This is a genomic window from Caballeronia sordidicola (assembly GCF_002220365.1).
In the GTDB taxonomy this organism is placed as follows: Bacteria; Pseudomonadota; Gammaproteobacteria; order Burkholderiales; family Burkholderiaceae; genus Caballeronia; species Caballeronia sordidicola_C.
Map to the genome: position 1 here is coordinate 1 of NZ_MTHB01000299.1, position 21,387 is coordinate 21,387.

General features: G+C 57.6%; 20 protein-coding genes and 1 pseudogene. 3 read left to right on the forward strand and 18 right to left on the reverse strand.

From position 1 onward, the window contains the following. The 3 genes and pseudogenes from BSU04_RS47280 to BSU04_RS43380 all read right to left on the reverse strand — a co-directional run. Nucleotides 1-217 (reverse strand): annotated as a pseudogene (locus tag BSU04_RS47280) (hypothetical protein); the annotation flags it as partial. Nucleotides 218-454: 237 nt separating this feature from the next. Continuing rightward, complete coding sequence (locus tag BSU04_RS43375; RefSeq protein ID WP_089166329.1) at nucleotides 455-730, reverse strand: transcriptional regulator; 276 nt, start codon at nucleotides 728-730, stop codon at nucleotides 455-457. A gap of 324 nt (nucleotides 731-1,054) precedes the next feature. Next, nucleotides 1,055-1,381: an antirestriction protein gene (locus tag BSU04_RS43380; RefSeq protein WP_256983917.1), complete on the reverse strand. Its 327-nt coding sequence runs from the start codon at nucleotides 1,379-1,381 to the stop codon at nucleotides 1,055-1,057. Nucleotides 1,382-1,676: 295 nt separating this feature from the next. On the opposite strand from BSU04_RS43380, the gene BSU04_RS43385 reads away from it, so the two are divergent. From BSU04_RS43385 to BSU04_RS43395, 3 genes are all read left to right on the forward strand, one after another. Continuing rightward, complete coding sequence (locus BSU04_RS43385; protein ID WP_089166331.1) at nucleotides 1,677-3,704, forward strand: ParB/RepB/Spo0J family partition protein; 2,028 nt, start codon at nucleotides 1,677-1,679, stop codon at nucleotides 3,702-3,704. A 118-nt stretch (nucleotides 3,705-3,822) separates the two neighbouring features. Further along, on the forward strand, nucleotides 3,823-4,179 hold the full coding sequence (locus BSU04_RS43390) for a type II toxin-antitoxin system RelE/ParE family toxin (protein ID WP_086382371.1): 357 nt from the start codon (nucleotides 3,823-3,825) through the stop codon (nucleotides 4,177-4,179). Beyond that, entirely contained in the window at nucleotides 4,176-4,499 is a 324-nt protein-coding gene (locus BSU04_RS43395; RefSeq protein WP_089166332.1) for a helix-turn-helix domain-containing protein, read from the forward strand. The genes BSU04_RS43390 and BSU04_RS43395 overlap by 4 nt, the downstream gene beginning before the upstream one ends. A gap of 158 nt (nucleotides 4,500-4,657) precedes the next feature. Here the strand turns inward: BSU04_RS43395 and BSU04_RS46145 are convergent, their stop codons facing one another. From BSU04_RS46145 to BSU04_RS43470, 15 genes are all read right to left on the reverse strand, one after another. Continuing rightward, entirely contained in the window at nucleotides 4,658-5,155 is a 498-nt protein-coding gene (locus tag BSU04_RS46145; protein ID WP_144021539.1) for a hypothetical protein, read from the reverse strand. A 1,251-nt stretch (nucleotides 5,156-6,406) separates the two neighbouring features. Continuing rightward, complete coding sequence (locus tag BSU04_RS43405; RefSeq protein WP_089166334.1) at nucleotides 6,407-9,304, reverse strand: LPD7 domain-containing protein; 2,898 nt, start codon at nucleotides 9,302-9,304, stop codon at nucleotides 6,407-6,409. Next, entirely contained in the window at nucleotides 9,294-9,686 is a 393-nt protein-coding gene (locus BSU04_RS43410; protein WP_089166335.1) for a plasmid mobilization protein, read from the reverse strand. The genes BSU04_RS43405 and BSU04_RS43410 overlap by 11 nt, the downstream gene beginning before the upstream one ends. A gap of 1 nt (nucleotide 9,687) precedes the next feature. Further along, the gene (locus tag BSU04_RS43415; protein WP_089166336.1) at nucleotides 9,688-10,251 is read right to left on the reverse strand and encodes a PH domain-containing protein; all 564 of its coding nucleotides are present in this window, start codon (nucleotides 10,249-10,251) and stop codon (nucleotides 9,688-9,690) included. 10 nt (nucleotides 10,252-10,261) lie between these two features. Further along, nucleotides 10,262-10,699 carry a single-stranded DNA-binding protein gene (gene ssb / locus BSU04_RS43420; protein WP_089166337.1) on the reverse strand — a complete coding sequence of 146 codons (438 nt, stop codon included), beginning with the start codon at nucleotides 10,697-10,699 and terminating at the stop codon, nucleotides 10,262-10,264. A 31-nt stretch (nucleotides 10,700-10,730) separates the two neighbouring features. Beyond that, a complete protein-coding gene (locus BSU04_RS43425; protein ID WP_089166338.1) occupies nucleotides 10,731-11,147 on the reverse strand; it encodes a hypothetical protein in 417 nt (138 codons plus the stop codon). Nucleotides 11,148-11,159: 12 nt separating this feature from the next. Continuing rightward, nucleotides 11,160-11,603 (reverse strand): hypothetical protein, encoded by a 444-nt coding sequence (locus tag BSU04_RS43430; protein WP_086383140.1) that lies wholly within the window; start codon nucleotides 11,601-11,603, stop codon nucleotides 11,160-11,162. Next, on the reverse strand, nucleotides 11,596-12,339 hold the full coding sequence (gene stbB / locus BSU04_RS43435) for a StbB family protein (protein WP_089166339.1): 744 nt from the start codon (nucleotides 12,337-12,339) through the stop codon (nucleotides 11,596-11,598). The genes BSU04_RS43430 and stbB overlap by 8 nt, the downstream gene beginning before the upstream one ends. A 78-nt stretch (nucleotides 12,340-12,417) precedes the next feature. Further along, a complete protein-coding gene (locus BSU04_RS43440; RefSeq protein ID WP_089166340.1) occupies nucleotides 12,418-14,610 on the reverse strand; it encodes an LPD7 domain-containing protein in 2,193 nt (730 codons plus the stop codon). After that, nucleotides 14,603-16,612, reverse strand: a complete 2,010-nt coding sequence (locus BSU04_RS43445; RefSeq protein WP_089166341.1) for a type IV secretory system conjugative DNA transfer family protein — start codon at nucleotides 16,610-16,612, stop codon at nucleotides 14,603-14,605. The genes BSU04_RS43440 and BSU04_RS43445 overlap by 8 nt, the downstream gene beginning before the upstream one ends. Nucleotides 16,613-16,622: 10 nt before the next feature. Beyond that, nucleotides 16,623-16,970 carry a hypothetical protein gene (locus BSU04_RS43450; protein WP_144021540.1) on the reverse strand — a complete coding sequence of 116 codons (348 nt, stop codon included), beginning with the start codon at nucleotides 16,968-16,970 and terminating at the stop codon, nucleotides 16,623-16,625. A 29-nt stretch (nucleotides 16,971-16,999) separates the two neighbouring features. Then, nucleotides 17,000-18,163 carry an ATPase, T2SS/T4P/T4SS family gene (locus tag BSU04_RS43455; protein WP_256983922.1) on the reverse strand — a complete coding sequence of 388 codons (1,164 nt, stop codon included), beginning with the start codon at nucleotides 18,161-18,163 and terminating at the stop codon, nucleotides 17,000-17,002. Continuing rightward, nucleotides 18,141-19,415, reverse strand: a complete 1,275-nt coding sequence (gene virB10 / locus BSU04_RS43460) for a type IV secretion system protein VirB10 (protein WP_256983923.1) — start codon at nucleotides 19,413-19,415, stop codon at nucleotides 18,141-18,143. Before virB10 ends, BSU04_RS43455 begins: the two co-directional genes overlap by 23 nt. After that, nucleotides 19,412-20,260 (reverse strand): TrbG/VirB9 family P-type conjugative transfer protein, encoded by an 849-nt coding sequence (locus BSU04_RS43465; protein WP_089166343.1) that lies wholly within the window; start codon nucleotides 20,258-20,260, stop codon nucleotides 19,412-19,414. The genes virB10 and BSU04_RS43465 overlap by 4 nt, the downstream gene beginning before the upstream one ends. Beyond that, complete coding sequence (locus tag BSU04_RS43470) at nucleotides 20,257-21,222, reverse strand: virB8 family protein (RefSeq protein ID WP_179258637.1); 966 nt, start codon at nucleotides 21,220-21,222, stop codon at nucleotides 20,257-20,259. The genes BSU04_RS43465 and BSU04_RS43470 overlap by 4 nt, the downstream gene beginning before the upstream one ends. Nucleotides 21,223-21,387 lie beyond the last annotated feature (165 nt).

Sequence of the window (21,387 nt, forward strand, 5' to 3'; positions counted from 1 at the left end):
GCAGTAGCCAGAAATCGGCATGGGCATCGTGTTGATTAGACGCGAGAACAGGACGTTCGCAGTATGTCGTGACAGCAGGATTCGCTTCGAGCATGACCCAGAGTCGAACTTGATTAACCGAAGTGAGTACCAGTGTGCGTTGCAGCTTCGGCGACCACATATGATGAAGCGTCTGCTTCGGCAGCCGGGAAACTGGCAGGGGTTCGGGTGGGTGCATGGCGAGTATTCCGGACCAGCGACATTGGACTACTTTAGGTCAAATTCAGCAAAATGGACAAATTTGTGGCAATTAAAAATGACGTAAAGTTGTCCAGCGCTGCCCGCTGTGCCTTATAAACTGGTCTTTGGGGCCGGACGACTTTGTGTCATTTGACATCATCGCATTTTAAGAATATGCGATTCGCCGCGAACAACGCCGCACCGGTCGCTCACGCTAGGCGAAACGCCTCGCCACTCACTCTGGTTCGCTGGCCCATATGATCCCCAGACCCGCGGCGTGGCATAGCAACGCCCACGCGGAATAGGGGATGCGCGCGTCCTCGGCAATCCACTTGCGAACCTGGCGGCAGCCGCCCGTCTCCTGGGTGGCTATGCCGAGATACTTCCCGGCTTTGCTCCCGGTAAAACCGGCGCGCTCGATAACCTCGCGAATTTCGGGACCGGTCGGTTGCGACCAGCCGTCAGCTGCTGGGCGCAGGCATTCTGGTCTGATTGAAGTTACTTGATCCATCGTTTCTTCCTCACAAATTGATGACTTACGCTGCCAGCGAAATGCCCTTCGGCATCCAGCCCCCGCTAAAGCGGGGGATACACCGTGGCCTTTGGCCACTGGACGACCCCGAACGGTGGTCCACAACGGCCCAACTGTCGCGCCCCTACGCTTCGCTTCGGGTCCGCGGCTCTCCCCGCGCTACTAGCGCGGGTTCCCGTGCCGCTCGCTCCAGGCGCGACGGTGCGCGCGATAGTTTAGCGGTCGGCTTACCCCCAGTCTGCAAGAAGGGGGGCGTTCCCGAAGCGAGCGGGTGCCCGGCCTTTGGGCCGGGTCCTCCGGTAACTAGTCGATGGCCCTCATTATTAAATCAGATTCCGCATGTTCAGTTGCGAAATCGCGAAGCCAATGATATTGATTGATTAATTTATCGTCGTCATATCGATTGGCCAAATCACATTGCGCGAACAGCGATGCCACGATACCCGCAGCATCCGCGCTCATTTCGCTAGAGAAGTAATTTCCCGATACGTCGATTTTAAATCGTTTATCGTCGCATGGAGCCATATAAAAGCCGCCGTTTGACAAGTCATAGAAGTTCCAAAGCCCTCCGCCATAGTTATTCGAGAGTTTTTCTAGCCATCCGTACACCAGAAACTCGCCTTTCAGCATAAGGCTTCCTAGGTGCCTTGGAAGAAAGTGAGGCCGAAAGTTTTCAGGGACTAGGTTTGCGGTAATTACAGATACATCAGAAGTGTTAGACATCCTGTTTCCTTAAAACGGGCCTTAGCGATATGCTCGGCCACATCAATATAATAAGGAGTTAGAGGTGGTCGGTAAAGACAATTCAGCGATAAAATGTGTAACTCTGAGTTTACAATTAAGAGATTTATAAATAGGTACAAAAGGCCTATTATGTATTTAGTGGTCGAGCACATCGCTAAGACCAAAATCGGAGAAGTAAATCATGGGTGATCGTTCAGTTGATGTTGCAGTAGCAGAGGATGCGAACATTTCGAATGCAATCGGATCGTTATTAGAAACAAAATTTGTTGAAGCACCGATTGCGTTTGTTCCACTGTCGCGCTTAAGCGTCTCGCCGCTCAACGTGCGGCGCAAGGTGCTGACGGGTATCGAAGGGTTGGCCGCTAGCATTCTAGCCAAGGGCTTACTACAGAATTTGGTCGCCCACCCCGAGAAGGGTTCACGCGGCAAAAACCCGAAGCTGTGCGTGTGCGCCGGTCAGCGGCGCCTCGCCGCGCTCCAGTCACTAGCCGAGCAAGGCAAGATCAGCGCGGATCAGAGCATCCCTGTCAAAGTGCTAACCGAAGCCGAAGCCGTGGCCGCTTCGTTAATCGAAAACGAATCTCGCGAGCCTATGTGCGCTGCAGATCAAGCGATCGCGTTTCGCTTGTTACTGGAAGAAGGGCGCAGTATCGACTACGTGGCATCCTTATTTTCGATTTCGACGCTTGCCGTGCAACGCCGTTTGAAGATCGCCAACGTATCGCCCAAGTTGCTCGACCTGTACCGCGACGATGGCATGAGCACCGAGCAGATTCAAGCGCTTGCCTTGTGTGACGACCACGAAAAGCAAGAACACCTCTGGTTCGACGCGGCGCAATCGTGGTTACGCGATCCTTATCATCTGCGTGCAGCCATCGTGGAGGAAGAAATCAACGTGAGTGAAAATCCGCTGGTCGCTTTCGTGACGCTCGATGCTTACGTCACCGCTGGAGGTTATGTGCGCCGGGACCTGTTCAGCGAGTCCGCCAACGCGGGATACATCACGGATATGGCGTTGCTCCAACAACTTGCCACCGAGCGCCTTCTGGTAGTCGCACAGGATATTTCGGCGGAAGGATGGAGCTTTGTCGAAACGAGGGTGAAGCGCGACTTCAGCGAGCTTTCAGCTTACACGCATATCACGCCGCAAGCGCGCGATATGACAAAGAAGGAAGCCGCACAGTATGCCAAGCTCGAAAATACTCTGAACAAGGCAAGCAGTGCCCTCGACGCCTATTACAGCGATGAAACCATCGACGAGGACGACGACAAGCGTGGCGCGCTTGAGGACGCCGCACGCGACGCCCAGAACGCGTGTGAGCAGTTCGTGGAAGCACTGGAAGCGTGGACGCCCGAGCAACTCGCGAGCGCCGGTGCGTTTGTCTTGCTGAACCACGCCGGTAAGGTTGTGATCGAGCGCGGATACGTGAAGCGAGGCACAACGGCGAGCACCGCCCGTGAAGGCGACGGGCAAGACGCACCGAAGAAAGTGAAACCGGTTCACAGCGACAAGCTTTGCCGTCGCCTGACCGCTCACCGGACCGCCGCCGTTCAGGTTGAGCTTGCAGCCAAGCCGACCATCGCGTTGGCCGTTCTGATGCAACGGCTCATCCCCACTGTATTTTCAAGTCTCTACTACTACGGCGAGGAAACCGGCGTACACGTAACGGCCACGTGCTCGCACGAGAAATTGCTGCGTGAGGCTGACGATATGGAAGCAAGCGCCGCATGGCAGGAGATCGACGCCGAGCGTAGCAAGTGGGCTGCGATGTTGCCGAAACGGCGCTCGAACCTGCTGCCTTGGTTGATTGAGCAAAGCGACGATGTGATGGCAAACCTCTTTGCCTTCTGTGTTGCAGCGACGCTCGACAGCGTCACCGGCACTGACGCCGCGCACCCAGTCAATGCGCTGGCTGACTTGCTCGACGTCGATATGACCAAGTACTGGACGCCGACGCAGGGTAGTTATCTGAACCACGTATCGAAGGCGCGAATTGCAGAAGTCGTATCGACAGCGGTTTCCCCCGAAGCCGCCGCGCCGCTCGCTGCGATGAAGAAAGACGATGCAGCTGCGACTGCCGAGCTTCGTCTTGCGGGTACGGGCTGGCTTCCAGAGGTGCTGGCAAAGCGGGATGCTTCGACCGGCGAGGTCGACGAATGCCAGAGCGATGAATTCGCAGACCCGGAAGATCAGGAAATTCCGTATTAATCGGGCGTTGAAAGCTTAGGGAGCACGGGCGCATCCGAAGAAATTCGGGTGCGCCTTTTTTTATCAGTCTAGCGTCGATCAACTTGCGTGTTATACCCATATGTATATAATAGGCGGTATGGAAAACATCAAGACTCTGCGGTGGATCGCGTCTTCCAAGAAGGATCTGAAAGCGATGCCCGAGGTAGTACAAGACACCTTCGGATTTGCGCTGCATCAGGCGCAGATAGGTCTTAAACACGTGGATGCGAAGGCGTTAAAGGGATTTGGTTCTGCGGGCGTGCTTGAAGTTGTCGAATCGGCGGAAGGCGGGACTTACCGGGCGGTCTACACGGTGCGTTTTGCCGACGCGGTATATGTGCTGCATTGCTTTCAAAAGAAATCAACGCACGGAATCGCGACCCCGAAGCCGGATATGGACCTGATCAGGGATAGACTGAAAATCGCGGAAGAACTCGCTAAGGAAAGGAAATGACCGACTATGAAGAAAGCAGCGGCAATGTCTACTCAGACCTAGGGTCAGCCGATGCGGAGGAAATGCTGGTCAAGGCACAACTCGCCTCAAAGATTGGCGAGATTATTAAGGGCCGCCGATGGACGCAACAGCAAGCAGCGGAAGTGCTGGGCATGACACAGCCCAAGCTGTCCAATTTGCTGCGGGGCCAATTCCGTGGTGTCAGTGAAGCGAAGATGCTCGAATGCCTCGCGAAACTCGGGCGCGACGTAAAAATCGTCGTCGGCCCGGCGCGCCGTTCGACCAAACCGGGCCATGTCGAAGTGGTGTTTGCTGCATAGCATAAGCTTGACGCTTTAGGTAAACGGAGCAAAGAGCGCTGAACCACACGATGGTCAGCGCTTTTTATTTATCTACAAATTCTAAAATCTATCTTCCATATCTAAAAAAGCATTTTTGCAGACCGCTTTTAACGGCAAGCAATGACGGCAGAATGCAATTAAGAATTGCTCGACTTTGGTTTGAATCGATTTGGAAAGTATTGCGCAGTTTCCGCGTCGATTTTCGCCCTACTTTGTTGAGGCGAAAGCAGGCGAAACTGAGCGGGTGTCAGCTTGGCTGTCATCCAGTCTCCCGGTAACGCAACGGCACTGGTTTCTGCTTGGCGAAGCGAAGCTTCGCTTCGGGGATTTGATGTTGCCAGAGCGATGCCTTTTGTTTCTGACCTTTCGGGCGGGACAATCAGCGGCTTCGAATCTTTGTCCCGCGATGTACTAGCGACGTGTTTTTTTCGCAGTCGGTAAAGGACGTTATCGAAGTTTTTCAGACTTAAGGTAATGCCGTGACGGTTCAGCGTTTCCAACACGGCAGTTCTCTGAACGCCTGCATTCAACGCAACCTCGATCTCGGCAAAATGCTCGGCGACCTGCGCGGTGGTGGAGCGCTTGTCCGGCGCTTGGGCGAGTTCAAGGAGAGCAGTTTTCAGATCATTTGTCATTTCGGCTGCAATGTCATCATTTTGGAGAACAAGGATGCATTCTTGCGGTAATTGTGCCGTACTTTTGAGGATAAAGGAAGCAGGGTCGCTTTAGTTTAAAGGACTCTGAAGTATTAGTGCGCAGTTACCAGCAATGACTGAGATTCGCGAGGCAACGGAGGCACGTTGCATATGTTCGACAAAAATGCTTCGCACTTTTTCCCGAACATATGGTGCCAAAAGGGGTGCCCCCTTTTGAAACCCCGACGGCTACGCCGTCAGGATCGCGCCCATTGGGCGCTCCTTGTACACAAGGTTCTCGATGTTGCTCAAACATACGAAAACAGCTCGACCAAAAGGCATGTCACCAATGAGCCCGGTCCGCGTAATGTCCTGCCGAGGAATACCGATGTTGGTTCTTAGCAAGCGTGCGGCGAAATCACGGCTTTCTACAGTTCGCGTGCACAAGCAAGCATATTTAGACTTTTTCGAATTTAATCTTGAATCACAGTACACGTGTTTCCAAAAATTCTTAGCTGACGAGACTTACATGTACGTTATTGCTTGCCGTTAAAACGAGGAGGGTGACATGTCCTTGAATCGGAATATCATACCAACATTGACACCCGCGTTATCGGGACTAGGCGGTGTTTGGTTAGGAGGATCGCTAACTTCGAAGCGCGAGCAAATGAGTGAGGTAGCTTTAACGGAAAAAGAAACGAGCTATTTGGCAATTCTTGTCTTTTCACATCTAGATCGGTTTATCGATGGTTGTGTTGCAGTCGTAGGTGATGATGGCACAAGGTGTGGGCAGCCCGCTGGAGAGGGTGGAATTTATCAAGCAACCGTTAAGACTTCTGACTGCGATTCCCCACGCTTAATGTCCATTGGAAGTCGCTACCATCCCATTTAATGTATGAAATACTGAGTTTGCCGTATCAAACTGAAACACTGAATCGCAAGAACTCAAATGCGGGTGAATACGACGACCCACCTGACTATTCGAGTTTGTTTTGGGAACGGCAGCACGGATATGCTGCAACTGGTTTGTAGTTCTTGCGAATAGCTAAATTACTTCGGCAGCATGCGAACCTTCCTCCGCAGTCAGTCAACGGTGAATGGAGTCGCGATGAATTCTTAAGTAACCCAAAAAAGCGGTTTGAGAAAATGCGGGACGATCACCAGCGAACAATGCAGCCAGTGACGCTGGCAAGCGCGACGGTAAGCGTACCAGGTGCGCCAGCCGGGTAATCTAGTGCGCCCACCATACCGTTATAACGATGGCGCAGAGGGAATGGGAGGACGTAAGTCGCCATCCTGCGCCGGATCCGGGCCTTGAATGGGACCTGGGGCACGATCAGGCGCTACTGTCGGCGAGGCTACCGGCAGATCGCGCACGCGTGAACGATCTTGCGATCGCGTTCCAACAGCTGCCGCGCGATCGCCGATCAGCTGGACACGCCGTGCTCGCACGATGTCGTTAAGAGAATTGTCGGAGAACTCGACATACATGCCCGCTTCTGCCGCGACTTTCGCGGCTTCCCGCTGCATTTCGACCGGCCCTTGCAGCTTGAGCGCCGGTCCGAACTTGGCTTGCGCGAGGCGCAATGCCGCTTCAATCGCAGCACGATCCGTTTGCAGCACGCGTACCGCGAGGCCGTGATCCCGAACCACGCTGCGCCCGTCGTGCCGATAGGTCACGGCGCCATCGCGATGCACTTCGTAGCTCAGCTGCGGCGCCCGGTAAATGATTTGGTTGTCATAGCCTGATTCGCTCAAATCTCGTTCGTCCTCTCCTGTAGACGCTTGTCGCTTACCGCGCGCATGCTCCTCGCTGGCTGGCATGATCCAGTTTTCTTGGGGCTGAGGTGTCTCCAGGGTGGTCGGACGCATCCGGCGCAGCTCGACCAGTGCGCGGGTGTCGCCGACTTGCGCGCGCGCCTGCAAGAACTCGCCGAAGGTCGCGCCGTGCCGCTGTCCATACTTCGCTTTCAACCCATCGCGTTCGAGTTGGATCTGAGCGCGCAGCGTCTGTTCTGCGTCAGCCTTTGTCATTCGGGCGATCGACATCAGTGCGCGCCGGCCAGACGGCCGCAAATCTAGATGGTTGCGTGCCGCGTCGCGAGCAACAATGAAAGCCTGCTTGATTTGAGCGCGGCGTGATTGTTCGCTGGATTGCTGCGTCGCCATGGCGTCCAGGCGCGCGCGCCGGAAAACGTCCCGTTCGATCGTGTACTCGCGCCAGAGTGCGGCACGTGGAAGCTCGCGGGCTAAGGGGAGGGCAGCGCCCGACATCTGACGCTGGTACGAACCGCTAAGAATCTCGGATGCGTCGCGCCAGGGCAGGTGCAGTTCCTTGGTCAAGAAATCCGAGACGTTCAAATGCCGGCCACCAGCGCGGATACGACTCGCGCCATCGCGGCCAGCTGTGATCCCGTATTTCTCCGGCCGCACGCCGTGAGAGTGCGACAGCTCGGTAAGCAGTCGATGTGGATCCAAGTTCGCGCGAATTTCAGAGTATTCATCGCGGGCGGAACGCTGCGCGATCCGTTCGCGCTCGTCGCGCATACGCTGCGACAGCACGCTATCGGCACGTCGACCAGTTGCCCTTACGCCTGCTCGCTCGCGATGGCGATTCCGTCGCACGCTATCCGCTGGTACGGCGCGTTCGTGCTCCAGCTCGTGAAGTGCATGATCCGGCACCAGCACTGCACGTCGTGGGGCGAAGCGGTCCACAGGGACGCCGGACATACCTCGCATACCGTTGAAGGCCGGGGACGGCGTTCCTTGGGAATCTGGGAGAGCGCCATGCTGCCGGCGTTCGGCAATAGTTCCGCGGGATCCGCCGGGGATGTCTCGCCGGGGATCGGGCGGGAGGCCGCCGAGGCTTCCCGATCCGGGGCCGCGTGGGAATCGGGCATCACCCCCGGCGTCGAGCCGGGGAACGACTCGAGGTCCAACTCCGGCGCTGCTGTCGAATTCATATAGTCGTCCATCGCCGCGAACACGTCCGTCGCCGGCGTCGCGTTCGCCGAGTCCTCGTGCTTCGCCTGGTGCATATCCACCGGATGCGCCATCTGGTTGTCCGCTTGTTTGTCGTCCTGATCCTGACTCATGATAATCGTCCAAATGTTTTAAATAGAACGCGTCACGCCGCGCCTCAAGCATGGCCACGCGTTCATTGAGAGATGCCGCTTGGTAAGCGGGGAAACTTTTGGTGTTGCCGTTATTCAGATATTTCACTTCGAGCGCGCGGGTTTGCTCCCACTGCGATAATGCGTCGAGATAACGTGCGTCGGTCTCACGGGCCCTGCCGGTTTCCTCATACGTCACGGAAACGTCTGCCGAGAGTTGCAATAATTTGTCTTGCGTGGGCAGTTCGATGAACGCACGTGAAAACACCCGTTCTTTCAGATTGACACCCTTCAGCGCATCCTGAGGCTTCACGTTCGCATACTCGGTGTTGCGTCCTTCGTTGCGTAGCCGCGCTTCACCGTGCTCAGCCAGGAGAGCCAAAAAATCGTCGTAGCGCTCGATCTCCCGATCCAGCATTGCATTCAATACCGTCTCTTTGATATCGCGGCTCGCGGGCTTAAAGAGGTCGCCCTTGTAACGGCTGATCATTTCAGACTCGTTTGTAAATCCCGCGCGCCGATGATCCTTGGGACTTGCCAAACCGTACTTCGCGTTCACGTGTTCTTGAAACGCCTCGACGAACTGGATGTTTGATTTGTAGAAGCCGAGCGCTTCAAGGTGACCGCCCGAAATCAAATTCAGCTTTGGAATTACAATATGAATGTGGGGCTTTCGTTCGACAAACGCACCGGTATCGTCGAGATAGCTTTTGACTTTCGGAAGATGCGCTTCCGCGTAGAAATTGAACTCTTCCGGGAGATACGCGACGCCGACGAATTTTCGAAAATCTTCAGTGATCGCTTCGAGCGTCTCGCGGCTGACCTCATCTTCTTTAAAGCTCATCGTGACCGACAAATACCGGTCGACATCGGGCGCGACGTCGATGGACTGGATGATCGAATCCGTTAATTCCAGGTCGCCGGCAAGAACCACGCGCTCGTCCATCTCGTCGCGTTCCAGCTCGCGGCCGAGCTTGCGGCCTTTCTCGAGATATTCCTTTACGCCATCGTGGCGCCCCTTCGCCCTAAGCAACATTTTGCAGGTGCGCCTTTAAAAGCAGTTCAATGCTTTCCAATGCGTCGAGGGCCGCGAGATAGGTGCTTTCCGACGCGCTACTATCCAAACGCGCTGCATTTAACACGTGGGCGATCTGATTCAGATTGTTGCCGGATTTATTGACAACCAGTAGTACACGCTTTTTATCGTTGCTCAACGGTTGGCGCGCCACGATCCGCGTGCGATTGGTCAGTACACAATCGCGAAAAAATTCGGACGCGCTCATGCCGGATGATTCAACTTTTGCCAGATACGCACGGTGTTCCGCATCGGTCAGCCGAAATCCGACCCGCTTGGCTAACTGTGTCTCGGCTGCCATTGCACGGCGTCCACGTTTAGTGGATTTTGCGATGTGGCTCATTTCACACGCGCCCCATGTTGACTTCGCGAATGCCTTTGGCGTCGCGTCGCGCGATCGCTGCAAGATTCATCCATTCTCGCAAAGCCTCGACATCGGGCATGCCGCGCAATGTCCAACGCGGATGATTGACGTCGCTGCTCTCGACAACCAGCGTCCCGAAGCCCATTAGCCGTTCCCACCAGATGCTCACGCACTCGACGTTCTGGACGCGGTACATCTCAACGCTTGCCACGCGGCGGCTCAAAATGCCGTAGCGCATTGTCATGCGAACGCTATCGATCACGATCTGTGTTTGCGCCGTTGTGGCCGCACGCAGGCCGATAGCGATAGCAATCCCGACCGCCCCCGCTATCAACAAAAAGAACGGAATGAGCGTGGGCCACGCGGCGGACTCCCACACAACTACCAAACCAACGATCAAGGCCAAAGCGCACTTCAAATAAAATGGCAGGTTCACGGCCCAGCTCGGCGATCCGTGAAACTCGACCACTGTGGGCTGATCGATAGACAGCGGAATTGCGATAGCGCGAACGTTTGGGCGAAAATCATGGTCGGTTCTTTTCATCGTTTAACTTTCACTTAACGATACCCTGGGTTGACTCCGCTTCGTCATACGCACGGACCCATTCGTCTCCATTGCTTGGCATCGGCGCGCCCGCGTTGGCGTCTCGGTCTGGTTGTTCGTGCCCACGTGGCGCGCCGATCATTTCGAGCGATTCGACAACGATTTCGGTGGTGTACCGGTCCTGGCCATTGCCGGACCACTTGCGCGTGCGTAGCCGACCGTCGATATAAATGCGTGAGCCCTTCACCAAAAAGTCTCGTGCAATCTCAGCGTGACGCCCGAAGAACACAAGGCGGTGCCACTCTGTCGCCTCCTTCACGTTGCCCGTCGTCCGGTCCTTGCAGTAGTCGGTCGACGCAAGTCGGCAGTTAGCCACGACACCTGCACTCAGGTCCTTCACGTCCGGGTCGGCGCCCAGGTGGCCAGTCAGCGTTACTCGATTCACCATGATTTACTCCTCGGGATATAGGTTGGCAAAACTACTTTTGCGTGAGGGGGATGTCATCTTCACGTGGTACTACGGGATCCGGATATGCCCAATGCGGCAGTGGTGCGTTTGAAGTCCATGGCTGCGATTCGGCGTAGGCGCTGAAATGCCTACGGGTGAAAGTGAGCGTCCAGAAATCAAGCTCCGGTCGCAGCTGCCGTATGTAGAGGTACGTCAGGAACCATCCGTCTCCGGCACGTGCCGTATCTGCCCATGGGCTCGCATGAATATCTGATGAGTACGCTTCCCATGCCACACCAACCGCATCCGCGGGCCACGTATCAATCCCTACGTAAAACGCCTGCAGCGTCGCGATCGTGGCGCGCTGTGCGATTGACCATGCGTGACCGGCGAGCGCTTGCGCGTCGAATTCGAATCCCTCCCGAGTCGCGTCAAATCGGAATGTCATTTCGGGTCGGTCTCAATGGATCAACGCCCAGACGCCGGCGAGGGTCGCCGCACCCGCCAGCGCCGCACTTGCGAGTGCGACCGCAAACAGCTCGATGAGTCGGCGAGTATTGCTTTCGCGCACGTTCCCTCCAATCGACGCGAGCGTGAGGTTCACTTTGGCCAACATGCCGCCGAGCGAGTCCGCCATGCGCCGTTGGGTGGCGATGCTTGCTTGGGCAGACAGCTCGGCGATCGCGCCCTCGCGTGCATTGGCGAAGTCACTCGATGCCTTGAGAAGATCAGCGATACGGCCGCTCAACCGTTCGTCGGATGTCTGGATGATTGCAGCGAGATCGCTCACCGATTTGTGCAGCGTATGAACGTCACCCAATATCTCCGCCATGATTTCATCGCGAACGTGCGGTGACAGCGGATCTCGGCGTACGCGAGCGTTTGGCTCGCCGGTCTCACTCATCGCGTGCACCAGTAACAGTTGCGACAGCAGGACGAACGATGGCCTCAAATACGGCATCGAGCTCGGCGTTGACGCGTAATGCCAAGCGACGCAGACCTAACAGAGCCACAAGCCGGTTTTTCTCGGTGCCAGCCTGTGTTTTTGCGATTGCCGATTTATAGTCGGTCGGGTCTGTCAACACGTCGTGCATGCTGCGGCCAGCATCAGTGGCGTACTTATAAACGTCGCTTTGATAGATAACTGCGTCACGATCCAGGCGGAACGAACGGTTGTGGTCATAGAAGCTAAAAATCGAGCTGAATTGGCTTTCCTGGAATCCGAGCACTCGATCGACCTGATTGAAGACCACGACGATTCTCTCGCGAGCGATACCCAAATTCGCGAGATTCAAGAGGGTGGCGACAGTGTCTCGTTGCTGTTTTTCGGCGCTGACAACGGGCACGACGAACAAATCGAAGTCATCATGTGAACCATCGAATTCACTCATCAGCGCGACGAAGGACTCGACGTTGGAAGCGCCTACGTCGACTACCACGTTATCGCCCGACAATAAACGCGCTTGCAATTCCGAGAACTGTCGGCCGCGCAGTTTTTCGTCGGTCTCCTGCGCGCCATCGTCGGCATTGATTGATTCTATGGCGATGACCTTGGCATCGCGAATGCGCGGCGCGAGAAGATGCCGCGCGATCGTGCTCTTGCCGACGTTGCCCGAAAAATTGATTACGGCGATATTCATGATTGTTCCTTTAACTGAGTTCGACAGGGGGCGCCATGAGTGCACGCCCAACAATGGGTTGGCTTGGCGTGGCGTGACTTACCGCGCGACGCTCGGTGCCGTCTGTTTCGCGACGTCGCGCTCGGGGTTGCGCTGCGGTTTCGGCGCTTCCGCGATCAGTTGACGGGCCTCGCGGTCAACGTCGACTTGCGCCAGGCGCGTATTGATCGCCGGCTTCAGATCTTGTGCGGGCGAGGCCGCCTTCTGCTGCTCCGTCTGCACTGCAATGCCAGCCTGAAGACGCTCGGCCAGCCGATCCATCACCTCCCGCACGACGTTATCGGGCTGACCTGCGAGCGCTTTCTCGACCTGCTCACGCAAGCCCGCAACGTTCATCGCGGCGGCGGTCTGAGCCTGGCTGCCGGGTGACTGTTTTTCCTGCTTCTGAATTTCCCAGACGTTGAGCCGCGTCTCGATTTGCTCGACTCCTACGACCTTGCCTTGGGCATCTTTAATGGACCGATTGACGGTGACCGGGCGCGAGCCGAGGTTTTCAAGCGTCAATGCATCGCCGGGCTGCACGCCTGAATCACGGATCGCACGCTCCAGATCCTTGCCCCACACCGTCTTCGTGGCGCCGTCGGATTCGCGGTATGAGACGTAGTAACTGTCGGCGTTGTCCTTATCGTTTTTGTACGGTGCTGCGCCATGCGTTAACAGGGTGTTTTGAGTCGGCTGCTCCGATGCCGGGCGATCTTTAGGAGCGATCTGCGCGGCTGAAGCTGTAACGACGGTTGGCGGGGTCGGCGCAACGGCAGCAATCGGAGCGGCGGGTGCTGCTGGGGACGCAGCAGCGGATGTGGCCTGCGCGGGTTGATCCGCCGGCGCAACCGCCGCAGTGGGCGCGACTACGACGGATGCAGCCGCATTAGGGCTGCCCGCTATACGCTCAGACGGCTGCTTCGATGTCGGTGCCGCTGCCGGGGTGGACAGCGGCCGCGAGGCCTCAGGGGCACGCTTACCGGCGGTGATGGTGAGCGAGTCGCGCTCGCGGCGTGCTGCTTCGAGCATCGCCCGGTCTTGCTCTTTCGGCTCGAACCCGTGCGTTTTGATTCCAGCAAGTTGGGCTTCCATCCATGCATTGCGGCGAAACGGTTCGCTACCTTTGAGCGTGACCTGCTGCCAGCCTTTCGCCTGCGCAACTGTCACCATGTCCGCTGCCGTGCCGCGATCGTCTCCACGTGTGGCCAAGCGCGGGCCTTTGTCGGTGAACTTGGGCTCATGCTTATCGGCGTTGCCTGGATCCTTTTCATCAAAGCGCCAGAAATCGCCATCGCGTACGACGTAGCGGGATGCGATCGCTTCCGGCACGCCATATCCGTCCTTCGTCATGACGGCTGGTGACGAAATCTCGTTTCCGCTGCTGGAGCGCTCACGGCCGACAAGCGAACGCGTAAAAGCGTCTAGCAGACGCGCACCGGCATCGCGGATTGGATTGTTTCTCTCGGTTTCCCGGCGCTTCTCGGCGTCCGATACCTGATCGGGCGACTGCTCGAGCTTAGGTGCCGGTACCGCCTCAATGGAGTTTTCCTCAACGGTCTCGCTGCTGCGCGCCGCGCTTGGCGCTTCCGCCGCTTCCGTCGCTGCCGCCGAGGCCGCAGCGGCAGGCAGATCCGCCGGCACGCGCACAGTCGCGATGGCAGATGGTGCTTCCGCCGCGCCATAGGTTGTAGACGTGGGGCTTTCAACATTGACAGTGTCACGGGCATTGAAAGTTCGCAACGCCTCACGCTCAAGACCATAATCGACCAACGACAAGGCTTCGCGGTACTGCGGCATGCGCATGTTGTCGACAATCGTGTCGAACGCTTTTTCACGCGCCTGCGGATCTGCAATTAGCTTCAGATCTTCGGAGTCGCCTGATGCCCACACCCGATAGGCTCTCTCGCTGCCCAGGTCCGACAACACACCAACGGCTAACAAGCCATCGCCGCCATGGCGAGACGCGATCCGCTCCTCAGGGGCCTTGATAGCGCCTGAAACATCACTCGGCGCGCTGCTGACGCCTTGGCCAATCAGCCCTGCCTGGCGCGCCGATGGGGTCGCTGTAGCGGCAGGCTGAACGTCGGACGCCGGAGCATCAGGCGCAGCACGCCCGTCGCGCGCGCGGGCAAAAAACGCGTCACGAGCTGCCCTGACTACATCCATATCGGGCGCTTCAGGAGTCGCGTTGATGGCACCGTTGCCTTGGGTCGACGAATCGACGGGATTATTCTCAGCCTTTTCAGCCATTTGCCATTTCCTCTTGAATAGGCGAACGGGCGCCACCGGGCGCGCTCGCCTGGCTACCTGTGTCCGCAAAGTTGAATTGCATGCCGGTCAGTTCCAGCAGGTCGGCATAAACGCCTTCTGCGAGCGCGGCCGCAAGCGCAACCGACACTTCGGCGTCGCGCATTGCAATAAGATCCGTCGCGCGCGCGACGCGCGTTCCGTCCGCACGCCGTGCTGCGGTTGCGGCCCGCCGCTTCGCCTGCCATTCGACCGGGTCAATAATCGGCACATCACTTGTGCAGAGCTCGTTCGCGCCGGCGGACGCCTTAAGCTGCGTCTCGGTCGGCAGATCTTCGCCAAGAGCGCGCAACAACGGGCTCATTTCCTTGAGACGGTCCACAAAAACCGGATCGTTGTAATAGAACGCTTTCTTGCAGCGGATCGGCTTGCCAAAGCCAAGCAGGATCTCTTCGTCCTGCCCCATTTCCTCGAGTTCTTGCGGCATCATCAGCGCACGCTTTTGATCCGAATGGTTCTCGCCGCGTGGCTTACCTGGCGTCCTGTTTTTCGAAACAGAGGTCTCGGTGAAATAGCCCAGTGCGTCGGACAGATCTTTCGCTTCCTGGTGATCTTTAGGCGGATAGAGCACCTTGGCCGCGTGGTTCACTACGAGCGTGCGCGTACCTTCCTTGCCGTACAACGAGGGCCGTTCCATCTGGGACACGGCCTGGATAATGGTCAGCAAGCGCAGGTCGTAGCCTGCAATAAAGGCATTCGACGTATCGATGATGTTCACCTTGCCAATGGCCGTGAACTCGTCCAAGACCAGCGTGCATTGATATCTGAGCGACGAGTCGTGTTCGGGCAGGACCGATGTATTCAAATCGATCAGCTGCGAGAAGAACAGGTTCACCAGGAGAGCTGCGTCCTCGAGCCGATTCGGTTGGATACCGATGTAGATCGTCATGCGCTGGCGGCGCACTTCGTTGATGTCGAATGAAGAATGGCTTGTCGCCGCATCGACAATTGGATTATCGAAAATCAGCAACGGCGCATTGAAAGTCGACAAGATCGACGACAACACCTCGTCGCCAGATGCCAGGAAGCGATTCAATGCACCGGTACACGCCTCGGACAGACCCTTGGTAGCTCGCAGCTGCGCGATGTGCTCCTTGATCGGCTTGCCCATGCCCGACGACTGACGGAAGATCTCGCCAAGCGTGCAATAGCGCTCTTTGGTCGCGGTCTCCATGAGATACAAGCTCAGACCCACGAACAAATTTCGCGCGAGGTCGTTCCAGAACTTGGTCTTGGCCTCAACATTGGTCGGATAAAACTTGAGGCCAATGGCCTGCACATCACCAATGCGGAGATGCTCCGGGCGATTGGCGATGGAGTCGAACACGTTCCAGCCATGCGATTTGCCGTCTTCAGCGAAGGGTGCCCAGAGGTACACCTTCTGCCCGTACTTTTGGCGGTAGGCGGACGTGTACTTATAGTTCTCCAGCTTCAAGTCCAGTACGACCATCGAATCCGGATAGGTGAGCAGATTCGGGATCGCAATGGCCACGCCTTTACCAGAACGCGTAGGTGCCGCGAGCATGACGAATTGCTGGCCGGGGAAGGTTAAATACTTGCCTCGATATTTGCCGATGATGAGCGCGGGCTTGCCGTCTTCGCTATCGAGCAACCCGGTCTTGCGGATCTCATGCGCTTTCGCAAACCGGGCGCTCCCGTGAAGCTCGCGCTTGGCCGTTCCAAATGCGGCGAAGCAGACTGCAGCGATCGCACCGACGGGAATCGCCAGGGACACAAACGAACACGCGGCCAGCGCTTTTTTGACTGCGGGTACATCGCCATATGCATGCCAATAGTCGCGCAGCGTAAAGATGCCGATCACCGACGGTGGCAGGTGCTGCATCTTGGCGAAAAGTGCCGCGCCCGCGTACTGGCCACCCACCGCGACAGCCGCTGCGCCGGCGGCCGCCAGTGCGCTCACAAGGATTTTTGAATGGCTTGCCATGATCGGTGACCTAGAAGAAGTTGACGGCAACGCCGGCACCAAACTGGCGAATCAGGCAAGCCGATATGCACAGTCCGTCGATCTGGTCGACCACGCTGCAGTCGAGGTGCTCTCCGGTGCGAACCCGCTCCGGTGTCGGCAGTTCGCGATAGCCATCAGTGCGGAGCGTCAGGCAGAGACCCGAGCGAGTGCCGATGACATCAAATGCGACGGTGCTGACGGTGCCGGACTGAAACAGGTTGCAGGTGACATTGATCACTGGGCCCACCACCGCTTCAATGCTCGCGGCCATCTCTGCGATTTGAGCGGCCCAATCACCGGCAGCAACCAAACCCATGGCGGCATCAAAATCAAACATGGGCGTTTCGCACGTTTTGCACCGGTTATTCATGCGAGTCCCCTCAAGAGCTTCCACTTCTCCACTGGGTCGTAATGGATCTGGGTCAGGCGTTTCTTTTCCATGAAGAGCACCAGATCGATCGTGGTCTTCACTTCGTGCAGGATGTAGTTCCAGTCAAGCGTCTGACCGACCTGGCTTGCCTTGACCAGCGTTGCTATCCGCGAAAACGCAGAAGCACAATCGTTCGCATGAACGGAGGTCATACCGCCGTCGGTGCCGGTATTGAGCAGCGTGAGGTAATCCCAAGTCTCGTCGCCGCGCAACTCAGTGAGGAACACGCGGTCAAACTTCATGCGCAGCGTCGAGCGGACGATATCTTTCGCTGGCAGACTGTCGCTAAAGAACATGTGCACGTGATTGGGGTGATTCGGCAGCGACAGCTCATGCGTGTCTTCGATCGTGCCAATGCGCGTGGTGGCCGGGACGAGATCGGCCAGCATCTTCATGAGGGTCGTCTTGCCGGATCCGACACCACCGACCGTCACGATATTGAGCTTGTGCTTGATCGCAAGCTCGAAAAGACGCGCGACGTTGCGCGACGCCTTAGCCGCCAACATCTCCAGCTCGAACGGCGCGAGCGTGACGCCGGCCGGTACGAACTCGATCGGCGCGGCATCCTGGAAACTGTTCTCCAACAGATCCGGCAGGTTTCGCGCAGCGACCGACGACGAGAGAACCGACGGCGAGATATCGTCAAAACCGGCCAGCGTTCCCGCGCGCACATAATCTTCCATGGAGAATCGAACCGTGCTCGGAATGCGGATGGTCATGGAGACCGTGCCCGGCTCACACGCGGGCGCGATCATGACCTGGCCACGTTCACCGTCAGGCAAGCGCACCGGCTTGATCGGTGCGTGCACCGACAGCGGCGGCGTCGCCTTGTTGTAAATCGTCAGCGCGTCCGCCAGCTTCTTGCAAAGGTCGAGCGAGAGGGCAGGCGCTGCGTGTTGCTGCCAGCCGCTCACCGTCTCGGTCCAGATCTCGTGCGGACAGTTGATCGATACCTCGGTAACACCTTTCGTCGCCATCAAGTCGGCAATGCCGGTCGACGCCAGATAGCTGCGTACCGTTTTGCTCGAATCGTAGTGAGTCGTCGGCAGGACATTACTCACCACATTGCTCGCCACGTTACTGTTGATGTTCGAGGTCATAGACGCTCCTGAAGTCCACATCGCGTGCCACGAAAATGTTTAGCGCGGAACCCTGGTTCGAGTAGGCGGTTGGCGGGATATCGACGGTGTTTTTGAGGGTGTCGTCAGCCAGGCTTTGCCCAGCCGACGAGGTGTTGGAGAACTGGATTTGATTGTTGCCACTGCCGAGCGACCGGTTGCTCGCGGCCTGTCCAAAGTCGCCAATGAGGCTCACCATAATGGCGCCGCCGAAACGGTCCCAGAAATGGTTGTCGACGTAGGCTTCGAGGCCGCTTGCGCCAAGCGAGTCGGAACCTGGCGAGTCGAGCGGGATCGTGACGCCATTGGGCATATCGATGCGCGACCACAGCACGAAGATTCGCGCCTGTCCCTGCATGAGGGCGGTGCGCTGTTCGCCGGTCGCTTCACTGCCACGCTCGACCAGGAGAGTCCGGCCGTCAGATGAATACACATCCTGCGTGACGATGCACGAGGTCATGCCCGAATAGGTCGTGACGATCTTGGTTTTTTGAACGCAAGGAATGATGATGCCGCGCTTGAGCAGGTAGTCCAGATCGGGGAGAAAGCTCGCTTTGACGCTGGGCAACGCCGACGGTGTGAGCCGGTCATCCAGTCCGCCGGCGACACCGCGCGCGACGACAGGGACGAGGCTTGCGCCTCTGCCTTCACTGTTTCTGGCGCCGCTTGGCCCCGCTTTGTCGTCGCCGTTGTTCAGCAACACGTCTCCGTCGAGCCGGCGTTCCGCAACAGTCTCGACGTGTGGCGCGGTTTGGGCGGCCGCCCCCGCATGACCGCCAACGCTTGTCACCGCGACAGCGCTAGCGGGCGCACCGCTCGGAACGGGCATCGATGCCCCTGACTGCGCGGCCGCGATCGACGCCTGTTCGGCTGCGGCCGCTTTCTCGCGCTTTAAGCGGTCCGCATCCACCGAAAAGTCATGCCCCGTGTCAGCGCCCATCTCTTTCGGTGCCGTGCGCGCATCGGCCTTCGCCTGGTTGTGCTGGTCCTGTAGCCGCTTGGCGAACATCGCACCGCCTAGTGTCACGGAGCCAAGCGCGATCACGGCGATCGCCACGGCCGTCAATTTGTTGACGTTCGCTTTTTTGCGCGTCTGTTTGAGGTTCGGCATTCCGCGATCGCCGGCAATACCGGCCGCGCCCGCCTCATTGGATATCGACGACATGCCCGATGCATTGCTGTCGCTACCATCAGCTTCGCCGTCACGCCCCGGCCCAGATTCGATCGTATTCATTGGTCATGCTCCTTCGTGATCCGCACGGTGCCGGGAACTGTGGTGCCTGTCGTATTGAACCGACCATCGGGCGTATAACCGTTGTTGCGAACCCCCAGCACCGACTTCCCCAGGCGCAACATGAATCGGGCCGCCGTCTCGTGCACAACGACCGTGTCCCCATCCACATGTGAATTAACCAACGCTTCGGATCCGTCCGGCAGCACGCGATTAATGTCGGGGAGGTCGCGCGTGGTGGCGTAGCGGAAATACGTGAAACGACTGTCATCCCACATCGACGTAGGCGCGAGCACTGTGTCGCCCTGCATGTCGTAGATTTCGTTCGCGTGAAGGGAGGTCGCCGCGCTGCTGCGTGCACGGTCAGCGGCCAGTAACTGTTTCTTGGCTGCCGCTTGGGCTTCGCGCGAGCGCGTGTCCGGATACGTGAAGTTCAACGACCACACAGCGGCTTCGCCGCGATCTGAAGTAACGAGCTCGACTGCGTAGCGCCGGCGATCTGTGACCACGATCAGATTGGTATCTGCATGCGCCTCAGTAGGCTTGAAGAGGATCCAATTGCTCTTTGCGCCTACCTTCCAGGCCTTCGAATCGCCCATGCCCATCCCCGATGCCGGGCCGTCGATCACCTCTCCGGGTTCCAGCTGGATAAGCGTTGCGGTACCGGCTCGAAATGGCACGCGGTAGACTTCGCTCGAATCGAACACGGCACATCGGATATGAGCGTCGGCACCACAGGGCCCAGGCGTCGTCAACGCATAGGCGGGGAGGGCACACACGGCGGCCGCGATCGCGGAGGCCGCGGCCAGCGCCTTTGCGCTACACCTAGATTTCGTCTCAATCGTCATTGCGCGGTACCTCGCTGACCATTGGTAGCAGCCGCACCAGCGGTGGCCGGCGACACAGGCTGCAGACCGGTCGGTGTGAGTGGCACCGGGGCAGGCGCGTCGGACGCTCGCGTCCAGTCGCGATCGACGACGTAACTGATTACGCGAAAACCTGTCGGATCCAGTTCAAGCTCACTCGCCTTTTCAGGGAGGTGGTCATGCCGGTACGCGATAGTCGCCACCCAGTACTCTGTCTTGGGCGGCATGCTGCCACTCAATGAGATCAGCTTGCGCGAGAAAAAAACCTGCGCTGTACTGCCGACGAATGTGATTGCACCTACCCGCGCAATGACGCGAAACTGGTCTTTGAGCACCTTCTGCGGAGCATTGGCCAATGCGTACATAGAGATGAACTGGTCACGCTCCTTGTCGGCCGACATTAGCTTGACGGCATCGAACATGTCCTGAATTGTTTCCCAGTCGTAGCTTTCGCGCATCTCGACATAACGGCGCAAATCGGCGCGGTCGTTCTTCTCGGTGAAAATCTCCCGATTATTAGGGCTCACGTTCAACACGTCGACGACACCTGTCGTATCGTTCATGCGCAACACGGCAGGTGGATTAGGTCTCTTTAGTTGTACTAATGCTGCCGAGCCAATAACAGAAACAACGGCGATTGCGCCCGCGCCGATCGCAACACGCCACGCAAGTTTGGTTTGCTTGGCTTGTTGCTCCTGCTTAGACGTTTCGAACTTCAACGCCTGCTGCAAATACCAACGCCCGGTTGCGATCGCAGATCCGTTCTTGTCGCTCGTCGCAGCTTCCCCGGCGTCGGGTGCAGTAACGGCATCGCTGCTCATCACAAGCTCGGAACCCGGCGAGTGCTTGCGTTTTGAAAACATGGTCATACTCCCTTGGGCGCGGTCGACAAAGGCACTGAGGATGACGACGGCAACGACGGCGGATGATTGACGGGCACCCATGCACCCGACGGTTGCGGCGGCTGGGGCGCAGAGCACCCTGATAGGAACGTGACGACGAGTGCGCTGATCGATAAGGCTTTCATAGGTCCAAAACTCCATGGATGAGGGGAACGAATTAACGGCGACCGGCGGGGGCCAACGGAACCCAACGGAGTCATCCCGCCG